General features: G+C 42.4%; 11 protein-coding genes and 1 tRNA gene. 3 read left to right on the forward strand and 9 right to left on the reverse strand.

Annotation, left to right across the window (positions count from 1 at the left end):
• Window positions 1-153: 153 nt before the first annotated feature.
• Window positions 154-1,896: an arginine--tRNA ligase gene (gene argS / locus VRK28_RS05195; protein ID WP_062564888.1), complete on the reverse strand. Its 1,743-nt coding sequence runs from the start codon at window positions 1,894-1,896 to the stop codon at window positions 154-156.
• Window positions 1,897-1,957: 61 nt separating this feature from the next.
• A complete protein-coding gene (gene prfC, locus VRK28_RS05200; protein WP_054551232.1) occupies window positions 1,958-3,541 on the reverse strand; it encodes a peptide chain release factor 3 in 1,584 nt (527 codons plus the stop codon).
• Between the two features lie 251 nt (window positions 3,542-3,792).
• On the opposite strand from prfC, the gene VRK28_RS05205 reads away from it, so the two are divergent.
• Entirely contained in the window at window positions 3,793-6,447 is a 2,655-nt protein-coding gene (locus tag VRK28_RS05205) for a hybrid sensor histidine kinase/response regulator (protein ID WP_055020975.1), read from the forward strand.
• Here the strand turns inward: VRK28_RS05205 and rimI are convergent.
• The 5 genes from rimI to guaB all read right to left on the reverse strand — a co-directional run bounded on the left by rimI (window position 6,444) and on the right by guaB (window position 10,618).
• Entirely contained in the window at window positions 6,444-6,890 is a 447-nt protein-coding gene (gene rimI / locus VRK28_RS05210) for a ribosomal protein S18-alanine N-acetyltransferase (RefSeq protein ID WP_054551230.1), read from the reverse strand. The genes VRK28_RS05205 and rimI overlap by 4 nt on opposite strands.
• Entirely contained in the window at window positions 6,877-7,179 is a 303-nt protein-coding gene (locus tag VRK28_RS05215) for a hypothetical protein (RefSeq protein ID WP_062564887.1), read from the reverse strand. Before VRK28_RS05215 ends, rimI begins: the two co-directional genes overlap by 14 nt.
• A gap of 68 nt (window positions 7,180-7,247) precedes the next feature.
• Window positions 7,248-7,324 (reverse strand) — tRNA-Trp (locus VRK28_RS05220).
• 146 nt (window positions 7,325-7,470) lie between these two features.
• A complete protein-coding gene (gene guaA, locus VRK28_RS05225) occupies window positions 7,471-9,048 on the reverse strand; it encodes a glutamine-hydrolyzing GMP synthase (protein ID WP_054551226.1) in 1,578 nt (525 codons plus the stop codon).
• A 100-nt stretch (window positions 9,049-9,148) separates the two neighbouring features.
• Window positions 9,149-10,618, reverse strand: a complete 1,470-nt coding sequence (guaB, locus tag VRK28_RS05230; RefSeq protein ID WP_054551225.1) for an IMP dehydrogenase — start codon at window positions 10,616-10,618, stop codon at window positions 9,149-9,151.
• 134 nt (window positions 10,619-10,752) lie between these two features.
• On the opposite strand from guaB, the gene xseA reads away from it, so the two are divergent.
• On the forward strand, window positions 10,753-12,087 hold the full coding sequence (gene xseA, locus VRK28_RS05235) for an exodeoxyribonuclease VII large subunit (protein ID WP_062564886.1): 1,335 nt from the start codon (window positions 10,753-10,755) through the stop codon (window positions 12,085-12,087).
• Between the two features lie 2 nt (window positions 12,088-12,089).
• Here xseA and VRK28_RS05240 read toward each other — a convergent pair whose 3' ends face one another.
• Together VRK28_RS05240 and cysE are read right to left on the reverse strand one after the other, a co-directional pair.
• A complete protein-coding gene (locus VRK28_RS05240; protein WP_062564885.1) occupies window positions 12,090-12,677 on the reverse strand; it encodes a hypothetical protein in 588 nt (195 codons plus the stop codon).
• 86 nt (window positions 12,678-12,763) lie between these two features.
• Complete coding sequence (cysE, locus tag VRK28_RS05245) at window positions 12,764-13,588, reverse strand: serine O-acetyltransferase (RefSeq protein WP_054560835.1); 825 nt, start codon at window positions 13,586-13,588, stop codon at window positions 12,764-12,766.
• A 338-nt stretch (window positions 13,589-13,926) separates the two neighbouring features.
• Here cysE and VRK28_RS05250 point away from each other — a divergent pair, with 338 nt between their 5' ends.
• Window positions 13,927-14,331, forward strand: a complete 405-nt coding sequence (locus tag VRK28_RS05250; protein WP_062564884.1) for a hypothetical protein — start codon at window positions 13,927-13,929, stop codon at window positions 14,329-14,331.

Here is a 14,331-nt window from a genome sequence, read left to right on the forward strand (position 1 = left end):
CCGACTTATCCCTTTGAGTTCTTAAACTTTCTGCAAGTGTAGGAGTGCTAGCAAGGCAATGAGTTTATTTATGCCAAGGAGCATACGTGTTTTGTATGTGACTTAGGCTAAATAAACTCATTAACGCAGCTAAAGCGAACTACACGAAGCAGATTACATTTGCTCCATGACTTCGATACCTAAAAGATCCAATCCTGACTTCAGTGTCTTAGCAACTAAATTACACAGTACTAAACGGCTGTCACGAACACTTGGCTCTACGCCTTCTTTTAGAACTGGGCATGCTTCGTAGAACGTCATGTATAGGCTTGCTAGTTCGTATAGGTATCCACATAATACGTGCGGTGTCGCTTCGCTGATCATTAAATCGAGTACTTCTTCTAACTGAAGAAGTTTAAGTGCCAGCGCTTTTTCTTGTGGCTCGTTGATTGCAACGTCTGCTGTTAATGAGGCAGCATCGATACCTGATTTACGGAAAATACTGCGAACACGTGTGTATGCATATTGTAGGTAAGGCGCTGTCGCACCTTCAAAGCTCAGCATAGTGTCCCAGTTGAAGATATAATCGCTAGTACGGTGCTTAGAAAGATCCGCATATTTTACTGCGCCAATACCTACTTTACGGGCAATTTCGCTACGCTCTTCGTCGCTTAAATCTGACTCACGCTCAGCAAGCTTAGCTGCGGCACGAGTGATAGACTCTTCAAGTAAGTCAGCAAGTTTAACGGTACCGCCAGTACGAGTTTTGAATGGCTTGCCGTCTTCACCCATCATGGTGCCGAATGGGCAGAATTCATAACTTGTTTCATCACGTAATAAACCTGCTTTACGTGCTGTTAGCTCAACTTGATTGAAGTGTAAGCTTTGACGTGCATCTACAAAGATTAAGATGCGATCAGCACCCAATTTATTTGAACGGTAATCACAAGCAGCTAAGTCAGTTGTTGCATATAAGAAACCACCACCTGATTTCTGTACGATAAACACTGAAGGCTCGCCGTCTTTATTAGCAAGTTCATCTAAGAACACCACTTGCGCACCATCAGACTCAACAGCAATATCTTTATCTTTTAATAGTGCGATGATGTTTGCAAGTTCACTGTTGTAAGCACTTTCTGCCATGATGTCATCTTGCGTAAGTGTTACGTTTAGACGCTTATAAACTTCTTCAGAATGCTTTACAGAAGTGGCAATGAATAACTTCCAAAGTTTTTCACAGTGTGCGTCGCCGCCTTGTAATTTAACAACGTAATTACGGGCTTTGTCGGCAAACCCTTCTTCATCATCAAAGCGTTTTTTCGCATCACGGTAGAAGGTTTCAAGATCGGCCAGCGCTACAGACTCTAAGTCTACACCTTGGTTGATTTGATCTTCTAAATGCGCGATTAACATACCAAACTGAGTACCCCAGTCACCCATGTGGTTTTGACGAACAACTTCATCACCACGGAACTCAAGAGCACGAACAACTGCATCACCAATGATGGTTGAACGTAAATGACCTACGTGCATTTCTTTAGCAAGGTTAGGTGATGAGTAATCAACAACTACTTTTTGTGCTGTTGCATGTGGCGCAACTGCTAGCTTTTCGTCTTCGTTTGCCGCTTTTAAGCTAGCTGATAAAAACTCAGGCTTTAAGTGAATGTTGATAAAACCTGGGCCCGCGATTTCAGTTTTTTCTGCGATATCAGCAAGGTCTAGGTTATCGATAATTTTTTGTGCAAGTTCACGCGGGTTTGATTTTAATTTTTTAGCCGCGCCCATCGCGCCATTGATTTGGTAATCACCAAACTGTGGGCGTGTGCTTTGTGTTACCGCTGGGTTAGTGTCTTCAGGTAACCCTGCTGCAACCATAGCAGCAATTGCTTTGTCGATTAAAAGAGTACGAATATTCATTGTAATTTTTACCTTTATGGCCCGCTGTACGGGCACTTAAATTTGAAGCAGACTTAGCGTATTAGTTTTCGCGCGTGTGGTTAAACTTGATATCTGGATAACGTTCCATCGACAAGTTTAGGTTTACACGGCTTGGCGCGATATAAGTAAGGTTATCGCCGCCATCAAGCGCTAAGTTGCTTTCGCACTTACGCTTAAACTCTTCAAGCTTTTTGGTATCGTCTGAGCTTACCCAACGTGCAGTGTTAACACTCACACCTTCGTAAATCGCATCAACGTTGTATTCTGCTTTTAAGCGCGCAACAACCACATCAAACTGTAGTACACCGACCGCACCTACGATAAGGTCGTTATTGATAAGCGGTCTAAATACTTGCACAGCACCTTCTTCAGATAGCTGAACTAAGCCTTTTAATAATTGCTTTTGTTTTAATGGATCTTTTAAGCGAATACGACGGAATAATTCTGGTGCGAAGTTAGGAATACCACCAAACTTCATTTTTTCACCTTGCGTGAAGGTATCACCAATTTGAATTGTACCGTGGTTGTGTAAACCAATGATGTCACCTGCGTAAGCATCTTGCGCTCGCTCACGATCACCGGCCATGAAGGTTACCGCATCAGAAATACTGACTTGCTTACCAATACGCACATGGTTCATCTTCATACCTTGGCTATATTTGCCAGATACAATACGCATAAAGGCGATACGGTCACGGTGTTTAGGGTCCATGTTCGCTTGGATTTTAAATACGAAACCAGAGAAGTTATCTTCAGTTGCCGCAACTTGGCGGTCTTCTGTTTCACGTGGTAATGGCGCAGGAGCCCACTCAGTTAAGCCATCAAGAACATGGTCCACACCAAAGTTACCAAGTGCTGTACCAAAGTAGACTGGTGATAATTCGCCAGCTAAGAACAGATCTAAATCAAATTCGTGTGATGCACCAATGACAAGCTCTAGCTCTTCACGAAGCTGCTCAGCAAGTTCGCTACCAATCGCCGTATCAAGCTCAGGGTTATCTAAACCTTTAATAACGCGAACTTCTTGAATTGTGTGGCCTTGACCTGTGCTATACAAAATCGTTTCTTCACGGTGGATGTGGTACACACCTTTAAACTCTTTACCACAACCAATCGGCCAAGTTACCGGCGCACAGGCAATGTTTAGCTCAGTTTCAACTTCGTCTAATAACTCCATTGGATCACGAATATCACGGTCACACTTATTCATGAAAGTTACGATAGGTGTGGTACGTAAGCGTGTTACTTCCATTAATTTACGAGTACGATCCTCAACACCTTTCGCTGCGTCGATGACCATTAGGCATGAGTCAACCGCTGTCAGTGTACGATAAGTATCTTCAGAGAAGTCTTCGTGTCCTGGAGTATCAAGTAAGTTAACTAGACGCTCATTGTAAGGAAATTGCATAACAGACGTAGTTACCGAGATACCACGTTCTTTTTCCATTTCCATCCAGTCTGATTTTGCGTGCTGGTTTGAGCCACGACCCTTTACGGTACCCGCTTTTTGAATCGCTTGTCCGAATAACAGAACTTTTTCTGTAATAGTGGTTTTACCCGCATCCGGGTGCGAGATGATCGCAAAGGTGCGTCGTTTATTAATTTCGGTAGTTAAATTAGACATGTAAGCTGCTTTTAGTCATAACAAAGCGCACTTAACTGCCTTATAAATTATAAAGCTCGGTGCGCACTGTAAAAATAAAATAGAATTGCCGAGCATTATACCTTGTTTGTCTTAGCCAAAAAAGCAGCGATTGTAAGTAATTATTCACCTTTCGTTGAGGATTTTCGTTGTTCACTTTTTTGCTAAGCTTGTGTAATCAAGTTGTAACGCATACTATTGATAAATTGCACGGAGGGATATCAATTTAGGTCATGAAAACCAGTAAGCTCAGTATTCGATTATTATGGTATATCACACCATTAGTGATCTTACCTTTGTTGTTTTTAGGTGGCTTTACGTTAACCAATGTGACCAATTCAACAAAAAAACAAGCTGAGCTGATTGTCAGTCGCTTTGTTGAGCAACAGCAGCAAAAAATCTTCAATTACATTGACTCATTTCACTCGATTACCCGGTTGCTTTCGACCTCCCCAGTTTTGGCAGACTTTTTAGCCCGCGAACCTGAATCAAAAAATCAATACATTGAACGCCTTGGCGAGTTAATGAATGTATTTGCAAGTTATTCAGAAGCTTACCCTGACATTGTAAGTATTAACTATGTTGCCCCAGATGGTAAAAGCGATGCATTTTATTCAAGCCAATTAACCCCTGCGCCGAAAAGTTACCCATTTTTTGATCAAGTACTGCAATCAAATTTGCGCCAACAGCAATTTATGATCTCCAAAGAAGATGGCTCAACTAGCCTGTACTTTGTGCACCCCATTTATAATATTGATTACTACTTAAAACAGCCGCAGCAACTTGGGTTTATTGTTGTTCATGTTGAACCGTCGATATTAAATGCCAGTATTTTAGAAGCGCCATTTAATAACACTCTAAATTTGTTTTTGACCACTAAAGGGCAAATTTTATTTAGCTCAGACTATGACCTACGCGGCAGTTACCTAAGTGAATACGAACTTGAACAAATTAAGAGTTTGGCCGATTACGGCAAACTAGCCAGTATTGAGCTGTCGAGTATCGATAAAGAAGAGCGCATCATCTACGCGGTACAAATGACCGACGGTGATTATTTTATCTCTACCACTCCCAAAGATTTGCTATATCAGTCTGGTAAAGCCATCAGTTTAATTACTGCATTAATTGTTATTATTTCGGTGATTTCACTGCCTATTTTGATCTACATTGTGGTGCGCAACTTACTACTCACCCCAGTCGAATTATTAGGGGCTGCAAGTCACCGGGTTGGTGATGGTGATTTATCTGTTTATTTGCCCGCCCATACAAACGATGAAGTTGGTGTGCTTTTTAATGACTTTAATCACATGGTGAACCAAATTCGTCATTACCAAGACGAGCTTGAAGAATATAAACATCACCTAGAAGAAAAAGTAGAGAGCCGTACTAAAGCCCTCGAAGCAATGAATAGCAAGCTAGAAGTGGCCATTGCGCAAGCTGAGCAAGCAAACCAACTGAAAAGCCGCTTTTTAGCGAATATGAGTCATGAAATTCGTACTCCACTTACCGCAATTATGGGCTTTACAGAGCAACTTCTGCACAACAAGGATGCGGTGAATGATGAGCAGCATTTAAGCACCATTTTACGTAACTCTAAGCACTTGCTTGAGCTCATCAATAACATTCTTGATTTATCAAAAATTGAAGCTGAAAAACTCGCCGTTGAGCGCGGGCCATGTAATGTAGTGCAGCTTATTCATGATATTGATTCGATTATTCGCCCACTAGCTAATGAGAAGCAACTGGCGTTTAATATCAACTACAAGCTACCAATACCCAAAACTATTAATAGCGATACCACACGTTTAAAACAAATCTTGATCAATATTGCCAGCAATGCGGTTAAGTTCACTGAGAAAGGCAGTATCTCGATTGATATTAGCTACAACAGCGAAAAACAGCATTTACAATTTGCGATTCAAGATACCGGTATCGGTATGTCTGAGCGCGAAGTCGAACGGGTATTTAAACCGTTTGAACAAGCCGATGCGACGACAACTCGCCGCTTTGGTGGTACGGGTCTTGGCTTGTGTATATCGAAGAACTTAGCCCAGTTATTGGGTGGTGATGTACAACTGATTAGTGAACCTGGAAACGGCAGTTGTTTTACCGTACAAGTTGCTGCTCACTTAAATGCCGAACAGCTTAAGTACGAGGCCTTTATTCATAGCTATGAGCAACTATCGCCAAGTAAAGACGTTCAGCTTTCATTTGCAGCAAACAGTTTTGATGCCAATATACTAGTGGCCGAAGATAACCCAGATAACCAGTTGCTGATCAAACTGCTGTTACAAACTTGGGGGCTTGAGCCTGACATCGCGAAAAACGGTGCTGAAGCAGTAGAAATGGCATTAGTTAATGATTATCAGCTGATCATCATGGATATGCAGATGCCAGTCATGGGCGGCTTAGAAGCAACGCAAATGCTACGTCACGCAGCCTATGATGGCCCTATCATTGCGCTTACGGCCAATGTAATGAAAACTGATGTTGATACCTATATTGAAGCGGGCTGTGATGAAGCACTCGCCAAACCAATCGACAAAGATGCTCTAGAGCAAGTGCTTGTAAGCTACTTACACATTGAAAAAGATAGTCAAAACAAGTGGGAAAACTTACTAAAAAGTGAAAAATTCCAACAAATTAACGACAACTATCGCTCAAAACTTCCTGATTATTTAAGCCAAGTTGTACAGTTGTATCGCGCTAAAGAATGGGAAGCGCTACGTTCATTAGCACACAGCTTAAAAGGCAGTGCGGGGTGTTTTAGTTTTGAAGCTATTCACAAGACTGCGGGTCAGCTTGAAAATGCGCTACGCAGTAATCAAACTGAGCAGGTGGAGCAATGCTACGATGCGCTTATCAATGCCCTTGAAGAAGCATCTTAAAGGCTAAAGCTCATACCCATTAAAATAGCGTCTTCGTTGCCTGTCGCGGTTGGATAGTAGTTCTTGCGTACCGACATATGTGAAAACCCAGCGCTTTCGTACAGGCCAATAGCAGGAGCATTCGACTCACGCACTTCTAAGAATAGGTTTTCAGCTTGGTGCTGCTCGCCGTGCTCAATAAATGCATTTAACAACTGCTTAGCAATGCCCTGCCCTTGATACTTCGGCGCAACACAAATATCCATTAAAGTGTAATCTGGGCCCGCTTGTTCACCGATATAAAAACCTAGCATCTCATCACCTTGAAAAGCGGCCAGGTTAAAATAACGCCCAGCTAAACACGACAGCATGGTTTTCTCTGTCCACGGGTGACTATGGCAGGCGTTTTCGATAGCCATTAACTGGCTAATATAGGTTGCATCGACAGGTTTAAAGCTTATCAAGTTGTTCACCGATTAAAGACCAAAGTTGTTTTTTCTGTTCGCCATTGAGCTTATCGCTTGGTAAGCCTAAGCAGCCCTCTTGCCAGCTAATACTTGCTGTTTTAACGATTTGAGTGATCACTAACGGCGCAAATGCTTTTTCGAGGTCTTGGTGAAACTGTAACGGAAGCGTCAGTGTTTCTTGTTGAGTGTTTGGTATCTGTTCGCCAGAAGTATCAGGCGCAGTTCGATAGTGTTGATTCAACTCTAAAGATTGTACAGAGAATATCGCAGCGTAACTTGGATTCATAACAACTCAATCATGATTAAGAGCAAGTAATATAGGGAGATTTGCGATTAAAGTAAAGAAGGAAGAAATGGCAGGGGCGGAGAGATTCGAACTCCCAACCGTCGGTTTTGGAGACCGCTGTTCTACCAATTGGAACTACGCCCCTGCAATGACGACGAATTATATAGAGCTTTTTTCAAAGGTAAAGTAAAAAAACACAGTTTTTAGTTTAACTGCTTCTTAAATAAACAAAACGGCGAATTAGCAAGCTAATTCGCCGTTTTTGTACCAATTCAGGTCAGAATAATAAAATTATTCCCACTCGATTGTTGCCGGTGGCTTACCTGAAATATCGTAAACAACACGAGAGATACCATCGATTTCGTTGATGATACGGTTAGAAACCACACCTAAGAACTCATAAGGTAAGTGTGACCAACGTGCCGTCATAAAGTCGATTGTTTCTACACAACGGAGTGATACAACCCAGTCGTATTTACGCGCATCACCCATTACACCTACCGATTTAACTGGTAAGAATACAGTGAAGGCTTGGCTTACTTTATGGTATAGCTCAGCTTTGTGTAGCTCTTCGATGAAGATAGCATCTGCGCGACGTAGTAAGTCACAGTACTCTTTCTTGATTTCACCAAGTACACGAACACCTAAACCAGGACCCGGGAATGGGTGACGGTAAAGCATGTCGTAAGGTAGGCCAAGCTCAAGACCAATTTTACGTACTTCATCTTTGAATAGCTCACGTAACGGCTCTACAAGGCCCATTTCCATATCGTCTGGTAAACCACCTACGTTGTGGTGAGACTTGATTACGTGAGCTTTACCTGTTGCTGATGCAGCAGATTCGATTACGTCTGGGTAGATAGTACCTTGACCTAACCATTTAGCGCTTTTCAGCTTTTTAGCTTGCTCATCAAAAACTTTAATGAAGGTATGACCAATCGCTTTACGCTTATCTTCTGGGTCTGACTTACCTGCTAAGTCTGCTAAGAACTGATCTTCAGCATCTACTTTAACAATGTTTAGGCCAAACTTGTTACCGAACATGTCCATAACTTGCTGACCTTCGTTTAAACGAAGGAGACCGTTATCAACGAATACACACGTTAGTTTGTCGCCGATTGCACGGTGAATAAGCATGGCAACAACAGATGAATCAACACCACCAGATAAGCCTAAGATAACTTCGTCATCACCTACAGTTTCCTTAATACGCTCAATAGCATCGTCGATGATTTTAGCTGGTGTCCATAGCTTTTCACAGCCACAGATATCAATCGCGAAGCGCTCAAGTAAACGTAAACCTTGGTGAGTATGAGTTACTTCTGGGTGGAACTGTACGCCGTAAAAACGTTTTTCTTCCCAAGACATTGCTGCATGTGGACATGTTGAAGTTTTAGCAGTTGTTTTGAAAGTCTCTGGTACTTCCATCACTTTATCGCCATGGCTCATCCAAACGTCTAGTACGCCTGCACCGCCGTCAGTAATGTGGTCTTCGATAGCATCGAATAACGCACAGTTACCTACTTTTTCAACTTGCGCATAACCAAACTCTTTCTTATCAGAGCTGTGTACGCTACCACCTAGTTGCGTTGCCATTGTTTGCATGCCGTAACAGATACCAAGTACTGGAACGCCTGCGTTAAATACATACTCAGGAGCACGTGGGCTGTTTTCAAGTGTTGTAGACTCAGGGCCACCCGACAAAATAATACCTTGTGGATTAAATTCGCGGATTTGCTCTTCAGTTACATCCCATGCCCATAGCTCACAGTAAACACCAATCTCACGTATACGACGTGCGATTAACTGTGTGTATTGCGAACCAAAATCTAAAATGAGAATTCGTGAATCGTGAATGTCTTTGCTCATGGAGTATCTCGTTAGTCAGGAACTGCTCTCCCAAAGGGAGATGATCAATAAATTAGGGCTAGCAAATGCTAGCCCATGTAATTTCAATACCTTAAGGTAATTAACCTAAGCGGTAGTTTGGCGCTTCTTTAGTGATTTGCACGTCGTGAACGTGTGACTCACCCATACCAGCTGAAGTTACGCGAACAAATTGAGGTTTAGTATTTAACTCTTCAATTGTTGCACAGCCAGTTAAGCCCATTGCACTGCGTAGACCGCCCACCTGTTGGTGAATGATTGTCGCGATAGGACCTTTATAAGCAACACGGCCTTCGATACCTTCAGGAACAAGCTTGTCTGCTTCGTTCGATTTTTGGAAGTAACGGTCTGATGAACCTTCTTTTTGGTCCATAGCACCAAGGCTACCCATACCACGGTATGATTTGTAGTAACGACCTTGATATAGCTCAACTTCACCCGGTGCTTCTTCAGTACCGGCTAACATTGAACCCACCATTACACATGATGCACCAGCAACAAGTGCTTTTACGATGTCACCAGAGAAACGGATACCACCGTCAGCAATAACAGGAATATCACGGCCTTTTAAGCCTTCAACTGCGTCAGAAATAGCAGTAATTTGTGGAACACCACAACCTGTTACGATACGAGTAGTACAGATAGAACCAGGGCCGATACCAACTTTAACAGCATCAACACCTGCATCAGCAAGGGCAATCGCGCCTTCAGCTGTTGCAACGTTACCTGCTACGATTTGTAGATCTGGGTATGCTTGACGTGTTTGTGCAACACGGTCGATAACACCTTGTGAGTGGCCATGTGATGTATCGATAAGTAATACGTCAACACCTGCTTCAACAAGTGCTGCGATACGCTCATCAGTACCCGCGCCAACACCAACAGCTGCACCTACACGTAGACGACCTTGCTCGTCTTTACATGCATGCGGCTTGTCTTGTGCTTTTTGATAATCTTTTACAGTGATCATGCCTTTGAGTTTAAATGCATCATCAACTACGAGAATTTTTTCGATACGGTGCTCGTGCATTAGACCTAAGATTTCATCACGGTCTGCACCTTCTTTAACAGTCACTAACGATTCTTTTTTCGTCATTACTGTAGAAACAGGTTGCTCAAGTTTCGTTTCAAAACGCATATCACGGCTTGTCACAATACCAACAAGGTTATTGTCAGCGTCGGTTACAGGGAAACCTGAAAAACCTTTGTCTTCTGAAAGCGCGATAGCATCAGCAATTGTAAGATCCGCAGTCACAGTAACAGGGAAAGAAACAATGCCCGCTTCGTAAGTTTTAACTTTACGAACGTTTTTAGCTTGCTCTTCAATTGTCATGTTTTTGTGGATGAAACCTAAACCGCCCTCTTGCGCTAAAGCAATCGCTAAGCGTGCTTCTGTTACAGTATCCATAGATGCTGAAACTAGCGGCAAGTTAAGATTGATACCACGCGTTAAGCGAGTTGAAATATTTGCCGTGTGTGGCAAAACAGTAGAATGACCTGGTACTAAAAGTACGTCGTCAAAGGTAAGAGCTTCTTTAGCGATTCTTAGCATAGTGCAACTTCTCACATGTGGATCTGAGTATAAGGAATTGCGGCCAAATTTTATCAGCGTTGTGAGCACGAGTAAATAAAATTATTCATTTATTTGTGTTAAAGTACACAGAGAATTTTTTACTGGGGTTTTTAATGGCTTTTACGCAATCAACACAGCCTGTTTACACGGTCTCGCGCCTAAATAAGGAAATTCGCCATGTTTTAGAACAAGGCTTTTCATCGCTTATCTTAAATGGTGAAATTTCTAACTTTATAGCCCCTGCATCTGGACACTGGTACTTCACTTTAAAAGACGACCGAGCACAGGTAAAAGCGGCAATGTGGCGTGGCAATAATCGCGGCCAAACTTTTCGCCCGAGCAATGGTGCACAAGTAACTGTGCGTGCCCGCGTATCTTTATATGAACCTCGTGGTGATTATCAGCTGATTGTTGAGCATATGGCCCCTGCAGGTGAAGGCTTATTAAAACAAGAATTTGATGCGCTAAAAATGCGCTTAGCTGCCGAAGGTCTATTTAGCTCAGCCCATAAAAAACCATTACCAACTAATATTAATCGTGTTGGGGTAATCACCTCAGCCACAGGTGCGGCTATACGCGATATTCTAACGGTACTTAAACGCCGTGCTCCGCAGCTTGAAGTCGTGATTTACCCAGCTATGGTGCAAGGTGCAGATGCCCACAGCCAATTAATAGAAAAAATAAACATCGCCAATCAGCGCAACGAAGTAGATGTGCTTATATTAGGTCGTGGTGGTGGTTCACTCGAAGATTTGTGGTGTTTTAACCATGAGCAACTAGCTCGCGCTATTTTTGAAAGTCGCTTACCTATTGTTAGCGCCGTTGGTCACGAGGTCGATACCACAATCAGTGATTATGTTGCCGATATTCGCGCCGCAACACCTTCTGCAGCCGCCGAGCTAGTTAGTCCAAATACCGAAGAGCTACATAACAAAGTTACGCAGTTAGTTAGGCACTTAAATCATGCCTTTAAACACTCTTTAGCTGTAAAACGCAGTACTGCCACTCAATTTGAGCATCGCTTGCAGCTATGCCATCCCCGTAATCAACTCAATCAACAAGCGCAAAAACTCGATGAACTTAGTTTGGCCTTACACAGCGCAATGAGTGGCAAAATCCAGCGATATGAGCGAGTACTTGCTAACCTAACACCACGTTTGATGCAACGCTCACCCGAAAAGCAGTTAGCGAAAAGCGAGCATCAGCTCACGCAATTACATGCCCGTCTTACACAAGCGATGCAACAGCAACTTTCAAGTTCTCGAAACCAGCTTTCTTTACAAGCGAGTCGTTTAGATTCTGTGAGTCCACTTAGTGTGTTAGCTCGTGGTTACAGCATTACTAAAAACCAACAAGGTGGCGTAGTAAAATCGGTTAACGATGTAAGCGTAGGTGAGCTTATAACCACCGAGCTTGCTGATGGTCAACTGCAATCAAAAGTTGTATAAAATTACTCCGTGCTTGCAATGATTGTTAGACTATCGTCACTTGAGGTGGTGGAGGTAAATTTAAATTGCTTCCACCAGGTTTGCTCCATCATTTTATCGGTCATGTTGCGCCAATAATGGCTTGGCAAATCATCAACATCCTCTGGTTGCAATAGCTTAAACTGACACACAGAGCTTTTGCATGTTGAGACACTAAGCTGTGGTTGCACTGGTAAATCGGCCATGATTAAAAAATCACTCATAGCTGTTTCAACTTGGTAGGCCCAAGCCTCATCCCGAGATTGCTCTTCTAACAAGGTATAAAGTTCATCCAGGTGTGAGTCGATTTGCTGTGGAGGTATCGCACTTGAACGGTAACTAGCAATCACCGCTTGTTGATTTTCGACTTGTAACTTTAACTCTGCTATTTGTTGCTCAAGCTCACTTTTGCTAACAGCTGCTGAGCTATATGAATTAACTTCAGCGACTTGTTTATTAATAACAGGCGCTATGGCAGTGACTTGCTGCTCTGGTGCTTGAACTATTTGTTCTTCAACAAATTCTTGCTGATAAGTGTGTGGCTGTTGTGGAGTAGGTTGAAAAAGTGACATAGCGACAGCGCCACAAATAAATGACGCTGTAACAGCTAATCCGAAGGATAACTTAGACAATTCCATTGCTCTTTTAAAGTGTAAAACTACAACATAGCACTGGTGTGGGAGGCATTACTAGCGGTAGTCGTACCATCATCTAAAAAGTTTTGGTTCATGCTCTCTGCTGGACAGGGACAGCTCGGTTTGCCGACCACTTTAGCTGGCACGCCAACCACAGTTGTGTGTGCTGGAACCGCACTTAACACGACAGAGTTTGCACCAATACGTGCCCCCTCTCCCACTTCGATGTTACCTAGTACTTTTGCACCCGCACCAATCAATACACCGGCGCGAATTTTTGGATGGCGGTCACCTTGCTCATTACCTGTACCACCTAAGGTTACAGATTGTAGAATCGATACGTTATCTTCAATAACCGCTGTTTCACCAATTACAATCCCAGTTGCATGGTCAAACATAATACCATGACCAACTTTACAAGCAGGATGGATGTCAACGCCAAATACTTCTGAGGTTCTGCTTTGAATGAAGCGAGCAAGCTCTTTTCGGTTTTGTTGCCATAAACAATTTGCGAGTCGGTGTGCTTGTATTGCATGGAAGCCTTTAAGGTTCAAAATAACAGTTAAGTAACTATCGGCCGCAGGGTCGCGATCTTTAACTGCTTTTATGTCATGAGCCACATGCGTCAGCATTAGATCGCATTTAACAAAGGCTTGGTCGAATAATTCACGGATAGTAAATGCTGATACCACCGCATCTGCAAGTTTATTTGCAACAATAAAGCTCAGCGCCGAACCTAAGCATTCATGATTTAACACACACGAATAAACGTGACTTGCTAAAAGCGGTTCACGGGAAACGACTTCGTTTGCTTCATCTCGAAGCTTTTGCCAAATTTCATGACGCATAATTTTGCCTTTCTGGTTGTACCTAACTGCTAAGCCTTAAGTTTAACGGATTTGTAGCAAGATGTACTAACCCGCTGTTTATTTGTTCTGGTTATATCTAATAACCAGAGTAACAACACCTATTTTTACTCTTTTTACTGTGCTTTTTTGCCAACCGCATATGACAGTAGCAAATTCTGACTCTAGCCGAGCAAATTAATTAAAGTGCTTATTTTTCAATAACAAGACAGATATGACATCTTGTCTGTCATATGCCAAAATAGGCACTGACATATCGCTGACGGCGTAAAAAACAAAAATAATCATTAAATTTACATCATCAACTTAACAAGGAAACGATGATGAAAAACGACGTACTAAACTCACACAAGCTAGGTTATAAATTTTACTTTCAAGATGGTGACAACCAAATCGCTTGCTTTGGTCACATCATGAGCGGTAAAGAAAAAGTATATGTAAACGACGAATTGGTAAGTGAAAAACGCAGCTTCGGTTTTAAAAGCCATCATGACTTTAGCTACCAAGGTAATGCTTATGCAGTCAAATTCGAGATGAAAAATATACTGACAGGCAAGCTTGAATGTTCGTTTTATAAAGCTGACAAATTAGTTAAACAGAGCACACAAACCTCACTTACTGATAATCCAAAACAAGTAGCTTTGGTTACCTTAGGCTGTTTTATTGGTGGGGCAATATCGGGTTATGCAGTTGTTACTTTTATTGAACCATTTCTTGGGAAGTAA

This window comes from Pseudoalteromonas sp. P80D2, assembly GCF_036680945.1.
GTDB classification, from domain to species: domain Bacteria; phylum Pseudomonadota; class Gammaproteobacteria; order Enterobacterales; family Alteromonadaceae; genus Pseudoalteromonas; species Pseudoalteromonas shioyasakiensis.